The 20,539-nt window shown below is 32.8% G+C and carries 15 protein-coding genes and 1 pseudogene; 6 read left to right on the forward strand and 10 right to left on the reverse strand.

Annotated features, from left to right (window positions below; translation table 11 throughout):
* From EMN46_RS07995 to rpsF, 4 genes are all read right to left on the reverse strand, one after another.
* On the reverse strand, positions 1-483 hold a 483-nt coding region (locus EMN46_RS07995), incomplete at its 3' end, for a hypothetical protein (RefSeq protein WP_154200279.1).
* An 897-nt stretch (positions 484-1,380) separates the two neighbouring features.
* Positions 1,381-1,824 carry a 50S ribosomal protein L9 gene (gene rplI, locus EMN46_RS08000; RefSeq protein ID WP_154200280.1) on the reverse strand — a complete coding sequence of 148 codons (444 nt, stop codon included), beginning with the start codon at positions 1,822-1,824 and terminating at the stop codon, positions 1,381-1,383.
* Positions 1,825-1,848: 24 nt separating this feature from the next.
* Positions 1,849-2,118, reverse strand: coding sequence for a 30S ribosomal protein S18 (gene rpsR, locus EMN46_RS08005; RefSeq protein ID WP_129254426.1), 270 nt, complete (start codon positions 2,116-2,118; stop codon positions 1,849-1,851).
* 2 nt (positions 2,119-2,120) lie between these two features.
* A complete protein-coding gene (rpsF, locus tag EMN46_RS08010) occupies positions 2,121-2,471 on the reverse strand; it encodes a 30S ribosomal protein S6 (protein WP_154200281.1) in 351 nt (116 codons plus the stop codon).
* Positions 2,472-2,801: 330 nt separating this feature from the next.
* Between rpsF and EMN46_RS08015 the strand changes: the two genes are divergently transcribed.
* Positions 2,802-3,926 (forward strand): universal stress protein, encoded by a 1,125-nt coding sequence (locus tag EMN46_RS08015; RefSeq protein WP_154200282.1) that lies wholly within the window; start codon positions 2,802-2,804, stop codon positions 3,924-3,926.
* Between the two features lie 78 nt (positions 3,927-4,004).
* Here EMN46_RS08015 and cysK read toward each other — a convergent pair whose 3' ends face one another.
* Together cysK and epsC are read right to left on the reverse strand one after the other, a co-directional pair.
* Complete coding sequence (gene cysK / locus EMN46_RS08020) at positions 4,005-4,916, reverse strand: cysteine synthase A (RefSeq protein WP_154200283.1); 912 nt, start codon at positions 4,914-4,916, stop codon at positions 4,005-4,007.
* A 129-nt stretch (positions 4,917-5,045) separates the two neighbouring features.
* The gene (gene epsC / locus EMN46_RS08025) at positions 5,046-5,885 is read right to left on the reverse strand and encodes a serine O-acetyltransferase EpsC (protein WP_154200284.1); all 840 of its coding nucleotides are present in this window, start codon (positions 5,883-5,885) and stop codon (positions 5,046-5,048) included.
* 861 nt (positions 5,886-6,746) lie between these two features.
* On the opposite strand from epsC, the gene EMN46_RS08030 reads away from it, so the two are divergent.
* Complete coding sequence (locus tag EMN46_RS08030; protein WP_154200285.1) at positions 6,747-7,412, forward strand: hypothetical protein; 666 nt, start codon at positions 6,747-6,749, stop codon at positions 7,410-7,412.
* 370 nt (positions 7,413-7,782) lie between these two features.
* Here EMN46_RS08030 and EMN46_RS08035 read toward each other — a convergent pair whose 3' ends face one another.
* Positions 7,783-10,251 (reverse strand): TonB-dependent receptor, encoded by a 2,469-nt coding sequence (locus EMN46_RS08035; RefSeq protein WP_154200286.1) that lies wholly within the window; start codon positions 10,249-10,251, stop codon positions 7,783-7,785.
* Between the two features lie 370 nt (positions 10,252-10,621).
* Here EMN46_RS08035 and ovoA point away from each other — a divergent pair, with 370 nt between their 5' ends.
* Entirely contained in the window at positions 10,622-12,748 is a 2,127-nt protein-coding gene (gene ovoA, locus EMN46_RS08040) for a 5-histidylcysteine sulfoxide synthase (protein ID WP_154200287.1), read from the forward strand.
* 66 nt (positions 12,749-12,814) lie between these two features.
* Here the strand turns inward: ovoA and EMN46_RS08045 are convergent, their stop codons facing one another.
* On the reverse strand, positions 12,815-14,878 hold the full coding sequence (locus EMN46_RS08045; RefSeq protein WP_154200288.1) for a tetratricopeptide repeat-containing sensor histidine kinase: 2,064 nt from the start codon (positions 14,876-14,878) through the stop codon (positions 12,815-12,817).
* Between the two features lie 712 nt (positions 14,879-15,590).
* Complete coding sequence (locus EMN46_RS08050) at positions 15,591-16,982, reverse strand: MATE family efflux transporter (protein ID WP_154200289.1); 1,392 nt, start codon at positions 16,980-16,982, stop codon at positions 15,591-15,593.
* Positions 16,983-17,137: 155 nt separating this feature from the next.
* On the opposite strand from EMN46_RS08050, the gene EMN46_RS08055 reads away from it, so the two are divergent.
* Positions 17,138-17,635, forward strand: coding sequence for a GtrA family protein (locus tag EMN46_RS08055; protein ID WP_154200290.1), 498 nt, complete (start codon positions 17,138-17,140; stop codon positions 17,633-17,635).
* Positions 17,636-18,154: 519 nt separating this feature from the next.
* On the opposite strand, the pseudogene EMN46_RS19925 reads toward EMN46_RS08055, so the two are convergent.
* Positions 18,155-18,446: pseudogene (locus EMN46_RS19925) on the reverse strand (IS1595 family transposase); the annotation flags it as partial.
* Positions 18,447-18,567: 121 nt separating this feature from the next.
* On the opposite strand from EMN46_RS19925, the gene EMN46_RS08060 reads away from it, so the two are divergent.
* Together EMN46_RS08060 and EMN46_RS08065 are read left to right on the forward strand one after the other, a co-directional pair.
* Positions 18,568-19,383 carry an SDR family oxidoreductase gene (locus EMN46_RS08060; protein WP_154200291.1) on the forward strand — a complete coding sequence of 272 codons (816 nt, stop codon included), beginning with the start codon at positions 18,568-18,570 and terminating at the stop codon, positions 19,381-19,383.
* Positions 19,384-19,394: 11 nt separating this feature from the next.
* A complete protein-coding gene (locus EMN46_RS08065; protein ID WP_154200292.1) occupies positions 19,395-20,522 on the forward strand; it encodes an NADH:flavin oxidoreductase in 1,128 nt (375 codons plus the stop codon).
* Positions 20,523-20,539 lie beyond the last annotated feature (17 nt).

Genomic DNA, 20,539 nt, shown 5'->3' on the forward strand with positions numbered 1-20,539 from the left:
GGTTTCACTATAAAATTCAGAACCATTTTCGTCGTAAACTTTTAGTTTAATGTTTGATCCATTATTATTAAATACTGAAACGATAGAGTATTCTGTATCCAAGTAAGGGCTAATTCTTGCTAATTGAATTTTTTCGTCTGATACGTCCAATTTATTAGCTTTTACAACAAATGGTTCTTCAATTTTAGTGTTTTTACCAACTAATGCTACTGAATAGTTTCCATCTACCAAATAAGACAAATCTACCAATTTTTGAGTTGAAGTTTCAGCAGAGATGGTTTCGCTATAAAATACAGTGCCATCTTCGTCGTAAACTTTCAACTTAAGGTTTGAATCACTTGTATTAAATACTGATACAATAGAATAGTCTGTATTCAAATACTTGTTGATACGAAGATGTCCACTTGCAAATGCAGAGCTTAGACTTAATGTTAACACGGCGACTAAGGCCAATCCTTTTAGTTTTAAATTTAGATTTTTCATCTGTTTAAAAATTTTGGTTAATAATTAAATTTATTTGTCAAACGCTTTATGTGGTTTGTTCGACATTGTAAATCTATGAAGTATTCTTAGAAAAGATCTAGCTAAAATGATTGGGAAGGGCTGTTTTTACAACTATTTTAAGTACAAACGGTTTCGGGAAGCCCCGAAAATGTTTGCGTTATAAAAGTTTATTAAAGAAAAATATCTTTAATAGTGATTTTTGAGAATTCTTTTGATTATGATAACGTTTACGGAAATTATAGAAAGTGGCTCAAAACGTCAATTCTTGGAATATTTATTCTAAAAGTAGATTTTTTGAAATGTAAATGTGGGGGGGGGTCTGATAAAAAATGCTCTTAATTATTTATAAGCCTATTGAATTATTACCATTTATAAAATTGATTTACATCTGATCTTCAAAAAACTTAATTGACATTTTAGGGTAAGGTCATTATCTTACTTTTCTTGCACATTAAGATGCATGGTAATGTATCTCTAGAAACATGGACTCAACTTCAAATTCTCAATTCAAACTTATAGTTTGGAATATCAATATAAAATTCTGTTCTAAAAATTAGATTTTCCACTGATTAATGCAAAATACAATTTTAAAAGTCTATGTTTATCTCTTAACATACTTTATCTGTTTTTTGATCACTTTTAACTTTCAATATGGAAATGGATCTTGTTAGTATCTTATGAGTTATTAATATTATTATATATAAGACAAGACTCTAAAAATAAATGTGGTTTGTCGTTTTCGAAGTTCTAAGCTTGGTGTCGATTGTTTGGGCTGGATGTAAACTAAAAAACCACTCCAGGAAAAGGAGTGGTTTTAAATGTTTGTTTGAAAAGATTTAAGTTGTGTCTTAACTTAAATTAATTGAGCTGTTCAGATTATTCTGAAACAACGTCGAAAGCGATCTCTATTTTCACTTCTTTATGAAGTTTAATTATAGCAGAATGCTTACCGATTTCTTTAACAGCATCTTTGATTGCGATAACTTTTCTGTCAATTTCGAATCCTTGAGCTGCAAGAGCTTCAGCAATTTGAATATTGTTTACAGAACCGAAAATTTTACCAGTAGTACTAGTTTTAGCACCTAAAGTAATAGTTACAGTTTCAAGTTTTTTAGCAAGCTCAAGAGCTTCGTTCTTGATTTTTTCCTGTTTATGAGCGCTTTGTCTCATATTTTCAGCGTGCATTTTTCTAGCAGACTCAGTCGCTAAAACTGCAACACCTGTAGGAATCAAGTAATTTCTTCCGTAACCATTCTTGACAGTTACGATATCATTTTTATACCCTAAAGTATGGATATCTTGTTTTAAGATGATTTCCATTGCGTTTCCTCCTTCTTTAAATGATTACTTCATCATGTCAGTTACGTAAGGTAGAAGAGCTAAGTGACGAGCACGTTTAACTGCAGTAGCTACCTTTCTTTGATATTTTAAAGAAGTACCAGTAATACGACGTGGTAAAATCTTTCCTTGTTCGTTTAAGAACTTTTTCAAAAATTCAGGATCTTTATAATCAATGAATTTGATTTTGTTCTTTTTAAAACGACAGTATTTTTTCTTTTTGATCTCAACCGTTGGGGGAGTCAAATATCTAATTTCTGATTGATTTTGTGCCATGACTATTTTTCCTCTTTAGATGCTTTAAGGTTTCCTTTTCTTTTAATAGAATACTCGTATGCGTATTTATCAAGTTTGAAAGTTAAAAAACGGATGATTTTCTCGTCACGTCTGTAGTTAAGTTCCAATTTCTCGATAGTATCGCCAGGAGCTTCAAATTGTAGCAAGTGGTAAAAACCAGTGCTTTTCTTTTGAATAGGATAAGCTAATTTGCGTAGGCCCCAACTTTCCTCATTTGTCATCTTACCACCATTCTCGATGATAAGAGCCTTGAATTTTTCTGCCGCTTCCTTTACCTGAGCTTCAGATAAAACGGGAGTTACAATGAAAACGGTCTCGTAATGATTCAACATAATTTAAAATTGTTTAATTAATAAACTAATTATTAATAGTTTTACTAAGCCGCAAAAGTAATCAATCTTTTTCTAATATTCAAATGCACTGGAAGCTTAAGTTCTTATTAAACCTCTTTTTATTTTTTGATCTTAAGTATTTTTTTGAGTTTAGATTATTTTTATTAAATTGTATAGTGAACTTAATGATATGATATTTAGTTATTATATCTAGGTTAAATAAGAGTATTGCTATTAATAAGTTGTTTACTAACTAGTTATTGGTGATTCTATTATTTTAGTCGTAATGGTAATTGGATTTGAATATAAACCTTTTATAAATCGACACATATGAAAGACAGGATAATAACTTTAGCAACTTACAGCTATTCTAGGGCTCAATTACTTCAAGGTTGTTTAGAATCAGCAGGAGTAGAGTGCTTCTTAAAAAACATCAACTTATTGCAGTCTGCCATTGGTGGTGGCGTAAAAGTCAGAATTCGTGAAGAAGATTTGATTCGTGCATTAAATGTGATTGAGGATTTTAAGTTAACTTATGTAGAAAATGATGATGATAATGACATTCATGGTTCCATAATGAAATTAAATCGAATTATGGTTCCTGTTGATTTTTCTGATTCGACACCTCGTATTTGCAACTATGCCTACAATTTGGCTGTAAAATTCGATGCGGATATTCTTCTATTTCACACTTATTTTGCTTCGGCAATTGAAACTGTTCCATTTTCCGATAGTTATACCTATAATGCTACTGTTGTGGAGGTTTTAGCTGAAGTAGAGAAAAATGCTCAAAGAAAGATCAATGAATTAAAGGATCAGCTAACAGCACGAGTTGAAAAAGATAAAGTCAGTGGCGTTGATATTGATGTTGCTTTATCTGGAGGAATTGTAAGTTCTGAAATCGTTAGTATGACCAAATCTTATAAGCCCGATTTGCTAGTTATGGGATCTAGAGGCGAAACGGCTGGAACATCTAATTTATTAGGTTCTGTTGTGTCATCTGTTATCGATAGTGTTGATGTACCTATTCTTATTTTGTCAGATAGAGGAGAAAATCCTGATTTGGAAGATATGAAAGATGTGATGTATGCAACAGATTTTGATAAGGCTGATTTTAAGTCAATTGCTACACTCAAATATATTACCGAACCTTACTCAATGAATATACATTGTGTGCATTTTGAAAATGAAGGTGATGAGGATCCATTAGTTGATCATCGTATGGGTATACTACGTAAGTATTTGAGAAAAACAATAGGAAATGATACGTTTCAATGTCAAATTTTTAAGATGAGAGACAAAATGAAAGCAATTGAATCCTATGTTAATGATAATGATATTGGCATGATTGCTATTATGGCAAGAAAACACAATTTATTAGAGCGTTTGTTTTTTGGACAGATGTCACGAAAATTATTTGTGAAAACGCATATGCCAATTTTAATATTTCACTAGAGTACAATAAATCTTTATTTAGTGTTAAAAAAATAAAGCTATCGATAGAACAATTCTTTCGATAGCTTTAATTTTATATTAGAACAAGTCTTCAGTAGAAAGATAGCGCTCTCCAGTGTCGTAATTGAAAGTTAAAATACGAGCTTTTGCTCCAAATTCGTCTTTTTTCTTTGCAATTGCAGCCAAAGATGCTCCTGTTGATATACCTGCTAAAATACCTTCTTCCTTAGCTAGTGATCTAACCATAGAGAAAGCCTCTTCTTTGTTGACTTTAATTGCACCATCAAGGATTGATTCGTTAAGGTTTTTAGGAATAAATCCTGCACCAATTCCTTGAAGAGGATGAGGTCCTGGTTTTCCACCACTAATTACATGAGAAGTTTCTGGTTCAACAGCAAATATTTTTAAGTTAGGAAATTTTGCTTTCAAAATCTCTCCAACTCCTGTAATGTGTCCACCTGTGCCTACTCCGGTAACAAGATAGTCAAGGCCATCAGGAAAATCAGCAATTATTTCTAGAGCAGTGGTTTGTTTGTGTGCATCAATATTGGCTTGATTATCAAATTGTGATGGCATCCAACTGTTAGTCGTGCTTTCTATAAGCTCTTTAGCTTTATTTATAGCTCCATTCATCCCCAACTCGCGAGCAGTTAAAACGAATTCTGCACCATAGGCTGACATCAGTTTTCTACGTTCAACCGACATCGACTCAGGCATAACAAGAATTATTTTATAACCTTTTACGGCAGCAACCATTGCTAGTCCAACACCAGTATTACCCGATGTTGGCTCAATAATAGTAGCCCCTTCCTTAAGAATACCATCTTTTTCTGCCTTTTCTATCATCGATAGAGCAATTCTATCTTTTATACTTCCTCCGGGATTACTTCGTTCTAGTTTAATCCAAGCCTGTGTGTCTTTTCCTAGTATTTTATTAATTTTTACAACAGGAGTTCGTCCAATACTTTCTAGTATGTTTTCTAGTTTCATAATTTTATATTTTTAAAGTGTGTTCTCGAGATAATTGTCTGGAGAAAGTTGCCGCTTTATCACATCGTTATCTATAAGTTGTGATTTAAATGGCTTGTTTTTGATTGTGTGTTTTATTGTGAATAAAAATTATATTTGAAAGTCGATGATGTTGTTCTCTTTGATACTCGATCTGACTTTAATTTTATGTGAGTGATAGACTAAGGAGTTAGAGTCGACGCTTGCGGTCAGCCAAACATTACCACCAATTACACTGTTCTTGCCAATTATGGTATTTCCACCAAGAATAGTTGCATTTGAATAAATAATCACATTGTCCTCAACAGTAGGGTGACGTTTCTTTTTGGCTAAACTCTTTTTCACTTGTAAAGCACCAAGGGTAACTCCTTGATAAATTTTCACTTTGTTTTTAATGATTGCAGTTTCCCCTATTACAACCCCAGTTCCATGATCAATAAAGAATGATTCTCCAATTTTAGCTCCTGGATGAATGTCAATTCCTGTTTTAGAATGTGCATATTCACTCATAAGTCGTGGAATTATTGGAATATTTGCTAAATAAAGTTCATGACTTAATCGGTAAACCATAATTGCAAAAAAACCAGGGTAGGAGACAATAACTTCACCTAAATTACTCGCTGCAGGATCGAAATCTTGAATTGCTTGAGCATCTAATAATAGCGCTCTATAAACTTTAGGAAGGTTCAACATAAATTCTTTTGATAAATCATCAATAGAAAATTTAAGATCTTCTTTTATAGGTAATAGCAATAGTCTTAAATGTGTTTCTAATTGTAATAAGAGTGCTGCTTGTGCGCAATGACTCTTCGATCGACGTGCACTAATTGGAAATAAAGCGTTCATAGCTTCTTCAACAAAGGCTTGGCTTAAATCTCTACTTGGAAGGTCTAGTTCATTAATTTCACGTGAAGCTTGAAGCTCTTCCATAACTTTCGTTAGATAGTCCATTCTGGTATGATATATAAATGTATAGTAATAGGAAAATTTGAGACACAGGAAATATGTTCTCTTAATTTATTAGTCTTAAAAAAAATATGTTTTATAGAACTAACAATGAGGAATACAACAGCACCAACAACAACAATTCTTATTATTGTTCGAAAAATAAATATTTGATCTAAAAGAAGTTAGTGAGGTAGATGCATACATAGCTAACTCAAGAGGAGATTGAGTTGTAGTGTATGATGCGATATAACTATTCTGTTTCTTCATTTGATATTTAAATTCTAAAACAAATCTAAGGAATATTTTAAGATAAAATACTTCATTGTCTGATTTTATTTGTTAACGATATTTTAAAAAAAATATTTTGAGTTGATTAAAGATTAAATAAGAATGAAAAGCTGAAAAACTCAGTTTGAGTATTTAATATATGTGGAAATTAGGATTAACGTTGTATAATTTTATTATTGTACGTTGGTTTGAAGTTTTGACGAGTGTCTCGTTTTTTTATGTGTAGGAATAATTTTGTTCTGTGGTTTTATTTTCAAATTTATTCTTTCAACTTTATTATTTGGATATTTAATCGTGTTTTAATTATTACTGTTTAAGCATTTTTTAATAGGTGGTGTATGACGTGTACTTGCCATATTATAAGTGATATGCAGGTTTTGTAGATTGTGTATTTATTTATGGTGCCTATATTTTGTTTGAACAAAATATTCAATTGTCAGTTTAGGTTTAGTGTTTTATTTTGTAACTTGAGTCATAATAGTGGTTTTTGATGAAAAAAAGATTTTTGAATATATAAAGAATCGGTATATTTTTATTTTCTTTGTAACTACAACTTTACCAAATTAATGACATCTGATGAAAATAGCAAAACTTCTTTCAACCCTAACCTTATTTTTATGTTTTTCTTTTGCTCTGACAGCTCAAACGACTGACGTAAAAGAAACTCAAACAAAAAAAGATAGCACGAAAAAGGAAACAACTGTAGTTAAGCCGCGTGTTTATATTGAAAATGCTCCTATAAAAGAGCAATTTGACTTTATAATGAACAAATCTTTTCGATGGAAAACTTACAAATCAGTTCCGTTAGTATGGTTACAGAAGTTTGAATCAAATTTTGTTGATAGCTTGAATTCAATTAGACAGGATTTTTTAGGTTCTGAAAGACTCGTGTCTGAAAGAGATAAAACAATCAAATCTTTGAATTTAGAATTAAGTGAAACTAAGAATGCGTTAACAACTATACAAGATAGTAAGGATAGTATGGTTTTATTGGGAATTCAAATGTCGAAATCGACTTATAATTTATTCATTTGGAGTTTAGTTGGAGGTCTGATAATTTTAACCTGTTTCTTTTTCTTATTATTTAAAAGAAGTCACTTAGTAACGAAAGAAACTCAAGTAAGGTTAGATGAAGTAAGAGAAGAATTTGATTCACATAGGAAGAACGCTTTAATACGTGAGCAAAAATTAGCAAGAAAATTACAAGATGAAGTTAACAAAAACCGAAATTTAGGTATGTAAGTTTCATCAATGAATATATTTAAGGGTCTTAATTTAGGTTAAGACTCTTTTTTTATGTCAATATTTCGATCCTTCTATTTGAAACATCCAAATTGAAATCTGGTTTTATAGCTTTTCTTAAGATTTAATTTCTAGATAAATATTGAGTTAGACATCAACAAAAAGTGTTGAAATGGGGATGACAAATTTTACAGGAGTGTCTGTATTTATTGGGTATGGAATATCTATAAATTATTGATTAAACCTGTTTCGTGTTGCTTTAGATTTTATTCAGAACATTACTGTTTGTGTAAGGCTATGTCAGGACGAGACATGGGTATAAAAAAAGAGGTATTCCTTAGAACATCTCTTTCTCTTATTATAGTTGTATTTATTGCATTTCGAATTCTTCCATATCAACATTTTCTTCTTGAGGTCCACGTTTCTTTTTGTAATTATTGATTTTGTAGCTCAAATTTAGTTTAATACTAGGCCATTGCATATCAAATTTGCTGTTGTTATAAAAACCATTCCCTTTACTAATATTTTCATATTTAGCGGTATTTAATATGTTTCGTAACTGTAATGTCGCAGATAGTTTACGTTGCATAAACTCTTTTTTTAGACCTAAATTCGCCGTAATAAAGGCCTTTCGTTCGCCTTGAGCTTTCTTACTTGCTGAATTGTATCTGACATTAACTTGAAAGCGAGTGGTTTTATTAAACATGATAGTAGAATTATTTCTCAAACTCCAGTTGAAACTTTTTGTTGAAAAATCTTGTGTTGTAGGTACATTATCACTGTCGTAGGTTGTGTAGTCACCTTCTTCTTTGTAACGATACACATTACCAATTAGATCATTTTTAAACCATTTAGCTAAGCTTAAGTTGAACATGGTTTCCAAACCAAGCGAATAATCAGTACCTACATTTTCAGTAGTTGATAACATCACATTTTCCTGATAAACCGATCGTATACCTTCCATAACATTTTGAGTGACACGGTAGTATGTTTCAAATGAGAAAGATTGTTCCCCAATACGTTTCTGATAACTTAATTCGTATGAATCGATATATTCAGGCTTTAAGTTAGGATTTCCTTTTCGAACGTTGTAAGCATCACTCCAAGTGATAAAAGGTTCAAGGCTCGATCCTCTTGGGCGCTGAATGCGTCGTGTATAGCTGGCCATTACTTGGTTTCCTTCTTTCAAGTTAACTTGCGTGTGAATGGTAGGAAAAAAGTCCCATCGATTGATTGTAAAGTTTTCATTTCCGCCCTTAAACTTGATTTCTCTGTCAGTATATTCGGTTCTTAATCCAACTTGATAACCAAATTTTCCAGATTGATCGGCATATAGCGCATAAGCTCCATGTACATTCTTTTTATAATCAACTTCGTGACCATATTCTGGTTGTGGAATATAATCTATGTCTACGAGTGAATAATCCGATTGTGTTGTAATATCTTCACTTTGTCGAAGTTTAGATTGATAACCTGCTTCGAACTTGCTTTTCCCACCCAATGGGAGCGTATAGTCTGTTCTAATGTCGATATGAGAACTAGGACCTTTTTCGGTGGATTTTTTTCCATCTACAATACTAGCATCTTGTTTACGCTCTGTTTTCGATTTTTCATCACCATCACGATAAGAATAGTTAACTTGAGTTAATAACTGATGTCCCTTACCTTCAAACTTTCGTAGGTAGCTGAAATTGGCATTATAGAATTCCATATCACGATTAGAAACATCGGTACTTATGTATTCCTCAGGCGTGCTAGGATCTTGGCCATCTATTTGAAAATAATCTGTATAGTCCGATTTTGAACTGCTTTCCATTTCTCTGCCGCCATAACGAAGACCAAGTGTGATTATATTATTATCGTCAATTTCGTAATCGAAACCTGTACGAAAACCATAACCTAAACGTTGACGATCAGAATTTCCTTCAGAGAAAACGTATGTTGTTTTATCTCCTGATGTTGTTCTGTTTTCGCTTTCACGATCGCCAGAAAAGTTACGGTTGTTATAATCCATTCCAACATGAAAGTTGAATTTGTTTTTACGCACATTAACTAGAAAGTCAGCTCCGTAATTGTCATAATTTCCCAAGTTGAGGTTTACAACACCCGAAGTGCCTTTCAGCTTTCCTTTTTTAGTAATAATATTTACAATTCCTGATGAACCTTCAGGGTCATACTTGGCAGAAGGATTTGTGATAATTTCAATATTATCGATGACACTGGCTGGCATTTGAGTAAGAATGTCGGCAGCATCTAGAATAGATGGACGTCCATCAACCAATACCGTAAAACTACTGCTTCCTCTCAGGCTAACATTGCCTTCAATATCTACATCAATAGAAGGTACCGATTCCAATACATCAACCGCATTACCACTGGCTGTGGTTAGTTGACGGCTAACAGGAATCACTTTTTTATCAATTTCATATTGTACAGGTAAACGCTCAGCATTAACTGTAACCTCGTTCAACGCTTCACTTGCTTGATTAATATAGATATTCTTTAAGTCGGCATGTTTGTGATCGTTATTAATTGGAATGTTACGTATGGTTTTTTTGTTGTATCCAATGAAAGAAATTTCAATATAGTATTTGCTAGGTTTGAGGTGTTTTAATTCAAACTCGCCTTGTGCGTTTGTAATTGTTCCATTTATAAGACTCGAATCGCTCATATGAAATACGGAAACTGTGGCGTATTCAACGGGTGTTTTTAAGTCATTGTCTATCACAATTCCTTTTATAGTACCATTCAGAGCTCCTGCTGAGTTTGGTACTAAGCTTATGGCTTGAGATACGCAAATAAGCATTGTGAAAACTAGTAGTAATAATGTTCTCTTCATTTTTAGGTTCTTGTTTTAGGTGAGCAGTAGTTTGCTCATCTATTTTAAAATTAGTTAGCGCTTATGATTTTATACATTTTGAAATCCAGAACAAAAATTTCTTTTTGACAGAAATCTATGTTTAGACGAACAAAAATGCAAAAGGTTTAAGTCCGATTTTTAATTTGATTTCAAAATTATCATATTAAACTGTTTTGAGATCATTGAAATGCAGTTTTAGCCGATTTTAACAAGTATTTAACGAAATAGCTTTATATCTTGTTCACAAGTGATATCATTTTTTAAAATCAATTAGGTGTTTATGAACTTTTAATAAAAATCCTTAACTTCATTAAGTATAAAAAAATGCAAATTTAATAAGTGAAATGATATGATTGATATTGAATCGGACAAAAATATACTCGTAACAAAAACACCCATTCTCAATTCAGGTAATTCAGAAGATAAAAGAGAAGAAATACTCGAATATTTTTTGGCTACTTGGGAGTTAGATGATAAATTATACGATTCGTTGAAAGGCGAGGAGACCTTTTATATGCGAGCCGATCCTCTTCGTCATCCGCTTATTTTTTATATTGGACACACAGCTGCTTTCTATATTAATAAGTTGTTGTTGGCTGGTCTCATTACAGAAAGAGTTAATCCTAAGTTTGAGTCAATATTTGCGGTTGGTGTCGATGAAATGTCTTGGGACGATTTGAATGAGAAGCATTACGATTGGCCTAGTTTGCAGGAGGTACAAGATTACAGAAAGCAGGTGAAGACTGTGCTTGAGCATTTGATTGCAGAATTACCTCTTAGTATGCCAATTAATTGGGAGAGTCCATTTTGGGTGATTATAATGGGTGTTGAGCATCAGCGTATTCATATCGAAACGTCTTCTGTTTTAATTAGACAATTGCCTATCGATAAGGTGAAAGATAATCCTCTATTTAAAATATGCGATAAATCGGGACAAGCACCGACTAATAAGTTGGTGAAAGTTAATGCTGGGCAAGTAAGCATGGGTAAGACCAAGGCTAATGCTCTTTATGGTTGGGATAATGAGTTTGGTGCATTAAGTATAGATATTAATGCTTTCTCAGCTTCCAAATTTTTAGTTTCTAATGTTGAATTTAAAGCTTTTGTTGATGATGATGGCTATAATGGGCAAGAATGGTGGACAGAAGAAGGATGGAGTTGGGTGCAGTTTAAAAAGTGCGAATGCCCTGTTTTTTGGATGAAAAAAGGGGATAACTGGAGATTGAGATGTATGTTGAAGGAGATTGCCATGCCATGGAATTGGCCGGTTGAGGTCAATTATTTAGAGGCAAAGGCTTTTTGTAATTGGAAGTCAGCTAAAACTGGGAAGAAATTACGAATGCCAACCGAGGGAGAATATTATTTGTTGCGTAATTCTCTTGATATAGAAGATCAAGCTTATTGGGAAAAGGCACCTGGAAATATAAATCTAGAACATTATGCGTCCTCTTGTCCTGTTGATGAGTTTGAGTTTAATGGTTTTTATGATGTGATTGGTAATGTGTGGCAATGGACTGAGATGCCTATTTCAGCTTTCGATGGTTTTGAAATTCATCCTTTTTATGATGATTTTTCAACACCAACATTCGATGCTCGACATAACTTGATAAAGGGTGGTTCGTGGATATCTACAGGTAATTTGGCCATAAAGGATTCGCGCTACGCTTTTCGTCGTCACTTTTTTCAGCATGCAGGTTTCCGATATATTGAATCGGAAGTTGAGGTGGCTATAGATGACGATTATTATGAGAGTGACGAACTGGTTTCACAATACTGTGAGTTTCAATATGGACAGACTTACTTTGGTATAGAAAACTTTTCTACTGCCTGTATTAAGCTTTTGCAGAATCATTTGAAGACAATTAATAAGGGATCAGCTCTCGACTTGGGGTGTGCTACAGGACGAACCTCTTTCGAGTTGGCAAAGTATTTTGATAAAGTGATGGGATTGGATTTTTCTGCACGATTTATTCGAATAGGAACACAGCTTAAGGAAAGTGGTAAACTGAATTATAGCCGAATAGAAGAAGGTAAGCTTGACACGTATCAAGAGATTAAGCTTGCGGATTATGGATTGGATGCTTATGCCGATCGGGTAGAATTCTTTCAAGGTGACGCCTGTAATTTAAAACCCTTATTCTCAGGTTACGACTTACTTATTGCAAGTAATTTGATCGATCGCTTATACAATCCCATTAAATTTTTGCAGGACGTTCATTCTCGTATTAATGTAGGTGGATTGCTTGTTTTAACATCGCCATATACTTGGCTCGAAGAATTTACCGAACTTGATAATTGGGTAGGAGGCTACAGAAAAGATGGTGAGCCATACACAACGCTTGATGGATTGAAAGATCACTTATCTGAATATTTTGAATTGGTAGAAGAGCCTAAAGATTTATCTTTTGTAATTCGTGAAACGGCTCGTAAATATCAACATACCATTACTCAGATAAGTATTTGGCGTAGAAAGTAAGAGCATAAAAAAGGGATAGTTGATTGTTTCAATTGTCCCTTTCATATTTTTTGAGTTGCTTTTTTATTAGTTAATTGGTTTTGGTAAAGAGATTATAAATTCACTGCCTTTTCCAACTTCACTGGTAACTTTTATATTTCCGCCATTTTTTTCTATAAACTCTTTGCAGAGAATTAATCCTAATCCTGTTCCTTTTTCGTTATTAGTTCCTTTGGTAGAAGTATTCTCATCAATCTTGAATAGATTATTTAGCATCTTGGGAGTCATGCCAACACCCGTGTCTACAATATGTAGATTAACAGATTCTTCCTTTTCCGATGTGTTAATCGTAATCAATCCTCCATCCGGAGTGAATTTTATGGCGTTGTTTATCAAATTACCAATAAAAATCATCGACGTATTTTTATCTACTATTAGCTTAATATCGTTAGGTATACTTACGGCGATATTTATGTGTTTAGCACTAGCACTTTGTCCATATAAGTCGACACATTTTTGTACTAAGTCTTTAAGTACGAGAGGCTCTTTTTTTATTTTGATTTCTCCTGTTTGTGTTCGCGCCCAAGTAAGCAGATTTATGAGTAAATCATAGGCAAAATGTGAGGATTTACTAATCTCATTAATCATGTCTATTCTTTCATCATTATCAAATGAGTCGTAGTTAGAGTTTAATATATCCGTAAAACCGAGTATCGAATTAAAAGGAGATTTAAGATCATGAGAGATGATTTTGAAAAGTTTATTCTTTGTGGCATTTAATATTTTAACTTGATCATATTGTTCTGTTAGTTTATTGTTTTTTAGTAAGAGTTCTTCTTTCTGCTCTTCTATTAATTTGTTCTTTTTGAAGAGTATATCATTAGCTTCTTTCTTAATTTTAAAACGGTTATACAGTATGATTGCTATTAAAATAACAAGTATAGATGAGGCTATAAATGAGTTTTTTAATGTGGTTTGTTTAGCGATTTCTAAATCTTGAATTTCATTATTTTTTCTGAGTAATTCATTTTCTTTTTCCTTTTGCTCGCTATCGTATTTCGTTTGCATTTCGGCAATTTGCTTCGAGCTATTTTCACTGTAAATACTATCCTTAAGTGAAATGAATTTTTCTAGATAAACTAAGGATTTATTGAATTCACCACTTGACTTATAAAGGTGAGAATAATATTTATAGATTTCCAATCTTTCTTCCTTTACATCAAGTTCAACTGATAAGTCTAATGCTTTTTTATAGAAAGATAGAGCAGTGTTGTGTTTTTTTAATTCTTTCTGAACAAGCCCAATACTTTTGTATGCAAGTAAAACACCCATTCTATCATCAATCTTTTTACTTAGAGTGAGAGATTCGTTGAAATACGTTATAGCACTGTCATAATTTTTAAGATTATATTCAACGTTTCCTATATTATATAAACTTACAGTCGTTCCGTAATTATTTCCATTTTTTTTATTTAATTCGAGAGATTCTATGTAGGTGTTTTTGGCTTTTATGTAATCTTTTTGGACTTCATAAATCTGTGCCATCAAGTTTAGTTGAGTTGATAAGTTACTTGAATTATGATGCTTTTCAGATAAATCAATGGCTTCTTGTGCATACTTTAGAGCTTTTGGATAATCTTCTTGTGCCATATACATAACACTAATATTGTAATTCGTTGTGATTATTAGGTTAGTAATTTTGTGTTCTTCTGAAATTTTCAAAGATTTCAGAAAGTACTTTAAAGAATTTTTGTAGTCTGATAGGTCTTTATAAACAAGACCTATATTGCTATATAAAGAACATATTCCTTTTAGATCATTTATCTCTTCGTATATTTTTAATGACTTTTGAAGATTTTTTAATGCGAGATGTGATTGACTCTTAGCCCAATGATTTATACCAATACATTTAAGGGCTTTTGCCATATCGACTTTACTGTCTTCCTTTAGCGCAATTGTATAGGCTGTTTTTGCATAACTTATACCTTTATCTGGGGAGACATTCCAATATGAAAAGGCTAGTTTATTTAATATCTCAACCTTTTCTAGTCCTTGTTTATTGGGAAGTAGAGCCTCTAAACTGTCAATTTTGCTTTGAGCAGTTAGAATGTTCGAAAGTGAAATTAGTAGAATTAAATAGATGTATTTCATCGCAAAAACATAAGATGTTCAATAATTATACTAAATATCGTAAAATATTATAGGAAAACTTAGTTGACTTACATATTTTTTTTAGTTACGACTAACGAAATGTATGTGTTTAAATCGAATCTTAATTATTCGGTTATTATTTTTCAAAATATATAAACCTTCAGCTTTCTTTTTTGTTGGATTTTATGAAGTTTATATTAAAAGGCTTGCATTAAGTATGCTAGGCTTTTACGATTGTTTTGGATTTATTTACGAAGCGTAAAATATTCACATAATTACAAAATTTTCATAATTAACAGAAAGTTAGAATCTGTCTCTTTCGTAAATTATGTCATTATGGGAAAGCCTTTTGTTGTTCAGTATAGTTAGTCGCAGATTAATATGATGATTTGTAATTTATCTGCGAGACGTAAAGTATTTATAGAATTACAAAATTTTCATAATTAACAGAAAGTTAGAATCTGTCTCTTCTGTAAATTTTGTTATTATAGGAAAGTCTTTTGTTGTCCAGTATAGTTAGTCGCAGAATAATATGATGGTTTGTAATTTATCTGCCAGACGTAAAGTATTTATAGAATTACAAAGTTTTCATAATTAACAGAAAGTTATAATATGTCTATTCTGTAAATTATGTCATTATGGGAAACCTTTTGTTGTCTAGTTTAATCATATCAAATCATATTTGATCAGCGTCAAAAATCTAAATTGAAAATTATATTTCTGAATGTTTAGATTTAGTTTGAATATTTAATGATTTAGTATCCAGAATCTTCAGTTCTCGAATTATAAAAAAGCCTGCAACCATAGCCGATCCAACATCAGCAATTGGGCCGGCAAACCAAACACCAGTTAAGCCCCAGTAGGTGGGTAGAATAAATAATATGGGGATTAACAGTATAACCTGTCTCATAAGAGTAAGTAGAATTGAAATACCTGCTTTACTGATTGATTGAAAGTAATTTCCAACAATGACTTGAAATCCAACAATGGGAAGTGCAAGCAAAAATATTTTAAGACCTTTGGTTCCTACTTTCAATAATTCATCGCTTGAATTATTAAAGGCGAGTATTATTAATTCAGGACAGAATTGGACTAGGAGCCATCCTGCAATTGAAATTCCTGTTGCAGCTTTTATACAAATGATGAGCGTGTCTTTTATTCGCTTGTAATTTTCTGCTCCATAATTAAAGCCATAGATAGGTTGCGCTGCCATATTAATTGCAACTATAGACATGACGATTAACATGGCAACCGAATTAATTATACCCATGGCTGCTATGGCTATGTCGGTACTATATTTTACCAGTTGTATGTTATATAAACCTTGTACAAAACTACCTGCAATTTGCATCGAAAAAGGTGCAAATCCAATCGTGATAATGTAGAGAATGATTTCCCCATTTAATTTAAAGTTTACTTTACGTAGCTTTATAATGGCATGTGAACTTCTAAAATGGCGAATAACCCATACGCAAAGAATAAATTGAGAAATGATGGTTGCCCATGCAGCGCCTGCAACACCCATATCGAACCAAAAGATAAAAATAGGATCGAGTATAATATTCGTTCCTGCACTAATTAACATGGAATACATGGCTATTTTTGCATTGCCTTCGGAACGAATCATATTATTCATGGCAAAGCCAATAACGTTAAAAACAGCACCAAATAGAATGATGTTTAGGTATTCATTTGCAAATGCCATTGTATCGCTTTCTACACCAAATAAATGGAGTAGTGGATCTTTAATACTAAACCCGATGATGCTAATAATGACCGATACAATTAGCATTAGGATAAATGAATTACCAAGCACTTTTTCTGCTCGAGCAAAGTTTTTCATTCCCATATTAATGGAAATACGAACACCAGCACCAATTCCTATTAGCATACCAAAAGCCATAAGAATAAGCATAATAGGATAAACGGCACTTAAGCCCGAAAGGGCTTTTGCACCAACGCCTTGACCTATAAATATACGATCGACAATATTATATAATGAGTTTATAATAACTCCTGTGAATGCAGGTAAAAAGTATTTCCACAATAGGGAAGTGATTTTGGCGTTTCCTAGTTCGTAAACGTTTTTTGTATTTTTGTCCATAAGCTTTAAAGTGCCGCAAATGTATTAATTTTGGAATGTTTTATCTCCAATAAGCTTAAAAAGTAGATGAAATGAGGTAAAATAAAGGTGAAAGGCTATGAAATAGATGAAAATGACCTATTTTCTTTTGTACATTTGTCTTCCAAATTATAGAGATGAAACTATTTTACAGTTTAATAAAGTTTATAGAGACCTGTGTGCTTTGGTTTTACCCGCCATTTAAAAGGTTTATGCCTTTGCAAACCTTTAAATATGCAGCAACTGGAGGTGCCAATACAGCATTGGATATTTTTCTATACTTTATTTTCTACAATTTTGTTCTGAATAAGGAGCTTGTTGATCTCGGTTTTGTTGCTATAGCACCTCATATCGCTGCCTTTATTATGTCTTTCTTTTTTACTTTTCCTACAGGTTTTATTCTAGCTAAATACATTAGTTTTCCAGGTTCTTTTTTACGAAAGCGTATTCAGCTTTTCAGATATGGATTAAGCGTGATGGGAAGTGTACTTATAAATTATGTTTTCATAAAACTATTTGTCGAAGTTTGTGGATGGTATCCAACACCATCGAAAATTGTGACTACAATGATCGCAATTCTATTTAGTTATACTGCTCAAAAGTATTTTACTTTTAAAGTCAAGATAAACGAATAAAGTCTATTCATAATAATTTCTAGAATACATCAATCTCTATCTGTTAAGATCAAATTGATAGAGGTCGGTAGTTCGGAACATATAAATTTGAATTGAAATTTTTTGTTAGAATACACCATTCTTTTTACAATATTATTAAATATACTTTGTTCGTTTTTTGTAAATGATCCAATCGGTAAGCTGTATAAGCTATGAGTTGTTTTGATTATTTTCTAAAGGATATTTAATGCAGTTGGTGTATTCCCGCATAAATATTTTGATCTGTCGTCCCTCTGGAACTTTTTTTTTGTATTTTAATTCTATTACCATACTTTCAGCTCTCTGCGCTTTTCTTTAAAATTGTTTAGGGTTATCTCCTCTCTTTTAGTTCCGTTAGGAACGTTAGTATGGTAGTTTGTTTATTTCATATTTTTTTAGATCTCCTTAGGAGTGACACCCCTGATTCATAGGTTTATTTCTGCTTGATTTATTTACATGCACCTTATGTATAAACAAGGGGGTAGTTTTTTCAGTACACTATAGCAAACTAGCAGATAGGCTTTTAGTGCTAGTTGTCATTTCAAAACGAATAAAAAAAGTTTTCCGAATGCCAAATTTCACTTTATGAAACAGTATTAGCAGTCGTTTCAGTGTGACTACATCTATTGCACGTTCTCGAAAAATCTTTACGAATTTAACGGCTTATATATTTAGGCTTAACACACTTGAATCCTTGATTCCACTTGATTTTTGCTAGATATTCTTTACAGTTTTCATCTGTTTTGAAGCGTTCAGCAAACTCGAGGAGGTTTTGACCTTTGAGAATTCCCATAAATCATCTCGTAAGTTGAACTGAATCCTTAATTTGTATACAACAATCTGTAATTGATATACATCTGCGAATCTGTTCTAAAGTAGTTTTGTATCAGTAAAAATCATAAACACATATACAAATGAAGAAGACAATATTAATTACAGGAGCAAGTAGCGGAATTGGTAAAGAAACAGCAAAGTATTTTCATGAAAAAGGATGGAATGTAATTGCCACCATGCGTACTCCTGAAAAAGAAGATGAGTTAACTAAGCTTGATAATGTATTGGTAAGCAAATTGGATGTAACGGATTTGGAATCGATAAATAATGCAATAAGTGGCGGTATTGAAAAGTTTGGAAAAATAGATGCCTTGGTAAATAATGCGGGTTATGCTGCTTATGGTCCGTTGGAAGCATTTCCGAGAGAGAAAATTATTCGTCAATTCAATACAAATGTAATAGGTGTACTTGATGTTACTCGTGCGATACTACCTCATTTTAGAGCAAACAAAGATGGTGTTATTGTTAATATATCGTCGATGGGTGGAAAAATGACTTTTCCATTGGGATCCTTATATCACGGTACAAAATTCGCAATTGAAGGCATTTCAGAATCCTTACATTTTGAACTGGAACCAATCGGCATTAAGGTGAAAATTGTTGAGCCAGGTGTTATCGCAACCGACTTTGGAGGACGTTCATTCGATTTTAATAACGACCCAAGTATGGAAGAATACCAAGGAACGGTTGATAAATTAATAAAGTTTCAGGAGCATTTTCTCGACGCAGCGTCGGAACCAATAGTTGTTGCCGAACAAATATATGCGGCAACTACTGATGGAACTAACAAAATAAGATACGAAGCGGGACAAGATGCTGTAGAGCTTCTTGATAATCGTAAAAAATTAGATGATGAAACTTTTATCGGTGGAATCAAACAACAGTTTGGATTTTAAAAAACAGAATTATGACTATAAAACAAGCATTTGAAACTGCAGTAATAGGTGGAATAGAAGTGAAAAACAGAATCGTCCGTTCTGCTACAAACGAAGGATTAGCTAAAGAAGGAAAAACGAGTCCAAAATTATACGAGATGTATGAAGACCTTGCAAAAGGTGGAGTCGGGCTAATTAATATGGGCTATTTTGTATTCTCAAAATCAGATCATTACTCCGAGAGTGTAGTTCAACTAAATAAAGAGGCTATTCCAGGACTGAAAAAAATAACTGATAATGTTCATCAATACAATACAAAAATAATAGCTCAACTAAATCACACTGGCACGTTACAGTTTGCTCCTGTTGAGGGAGCCGTTTTTGGTCCATCGGAATATACCGACCCTAATTCGGGTGTTCAGGCAACGGCTTTTACTACAAAACAAATACAAGACCTTATTCTTGAATTTTCAGAAGCGGCTTTGGTTGCTAAAACTGCCGGTTTCGATGGGGTTCAAATTCACGGAGCGCATGGTTATTTGTTAAATAGTTTTTTAAATCCGGACTTCAATAAAAGAACCGATGAATATGGTGGTGATTTTAAGAAGAATATGCAAATCGTACTTGATATTTTGAATGAGATCAAAACGACATGTGGTAGCGATTTTCCGGTTTGGATTAAATTAAGCAGTTCAGATTTTTATGCGGATAACCAAGGTGTAACCGAAGAGATTTTTCTAGCAGTAGCCGAAGAGTTGTCGAAGCAAGGGATAGATGCTATTGAAGTGAGCGGAGGTTCCATGTCGGGACACTATAGTATATGTCGCGCGAAGAAGCACTCGGCCTACCATTTGGATTCAGCAAAAAAGTTAGGCGAAAAAATAGACGCGTCGGTAATACTTGTCGGTGGAATCAGAGAAATAGATGTCGTTGACTCAATATTGGCTGAAACAAAAATTGATGCTGTATCCTTATCGAGAGCTTTGGTACGCGAACCTAATTTGGTTCAAAGATGGCAAAGCGGAGACCGCTCTCCAGCAAAATGTGTGGCATGCAATGGTTGTTTTAACTTTAATGGAGTGCAGTGCTTTTTTACGCTAAGTGAAGAAGAAAAAGAAGCACAAAGACCTATAATGAAAATGATGCAATCGAAGAATTAACTGGCACTTGGAATTTA

This window comes from Ancylomarina sp. 16SWW S1-10-2 (genome assembly GCF_009669305.1).
GTDB lineage: Bacteria > Bacteroidota > Bacteroidia > Bacteroidales > Marinifilaceae > Ancylomarina.

Coding starts and splice junctions, on each gene's coding strand:
- EMN46_RS08065 (WP_154200292.1), top strand. CDS start 19,395: ATGACTATAAAACAAGCATTTGAAACTGCAGTAATAGGTGGAATAGAA.
- EMN46_RS08060 (WP_154200291.1), top strand. CDS start 18,568: ATGAAGAAGACAATATTAATTACAGGAGCAAGTAGCGGAATTGGTAAA.
- EMN46_RS08015 (WP_154200282.1), top strand. CDS start 2,802: ATGAAAGACAGGATAATAACTTTAGCAACTTACAGCTATTCTAGGGCT.
- cysK (WP_154200283.1), bottom strand. CDS start 4,916: ATGAAACTAGAAAACATACTAGAAAGTATTGGACGAACTCCTGTTGTA.
- EMN46_RS08035 (WP_154200286.1), bottom strand. CDS start 10,251: ATGAAGAGAACATTATTACTACTAGTTTTCACAATGCTTATTTGCGTA.
- EMN46_RS08045 (WP_154200288.1), bottom strand. CDS start 14,878: ATGAAATACATCTATTTAATTCTACTAATTTCACTTTCGAACATTCTA.
- EMN46_RS08030 (WP_154200285.1), top strand. CDS start 6,747: ATGAAAATAGCAAAACTTCTTTCAACCCTAACCTTATTTTTATGTTTT.
- epsC (WP_154200284.1), bottom strand. CDS start 5,885: ATGGACTATCTAACGAAAGTTATGGAAGAGCTTCAAGCTTCACGTGAA.
- rplI (WP_154200280.1), bottom strand. CDS start 1,824: ATGGAAATCATCTTAAAACAAGATATCCATACTTTAGGGTATAAAAAT.
- rpsF (WP_154200281.1), bottom strand. CDS start 2,471: ATGTTGAATCATTACGAGACCGTTTTCATTGTAACTCCCGTTTTATCT.
- rpsR (WP_129254426.1), bottom strand. CDS start 2,118: ATGGCACAAAATCAATCAGAAATTAGATATTTGACTCCCCCAACGGTT.
- EMN46_RS08050 (WP_154200289.1), bottom strand. CDS start 16,982: ATGGACAAAAATACAAAAAACGTTTACGAACTAGGAAACGCCAAAATC.
- ovoA (WP_154200287.1), top strand. CDS start 10,622: ATGATTGATATTGAATCGGACAAAAATATACTCGTAACAAAAACACCC.
- EMN46_RS08055 (WP_154200290.1), top strand. CDS start 17,138: ATGAAACTATTTTACAGTTTAATAAAGTTTATAGAGACCTGTGTGCTT.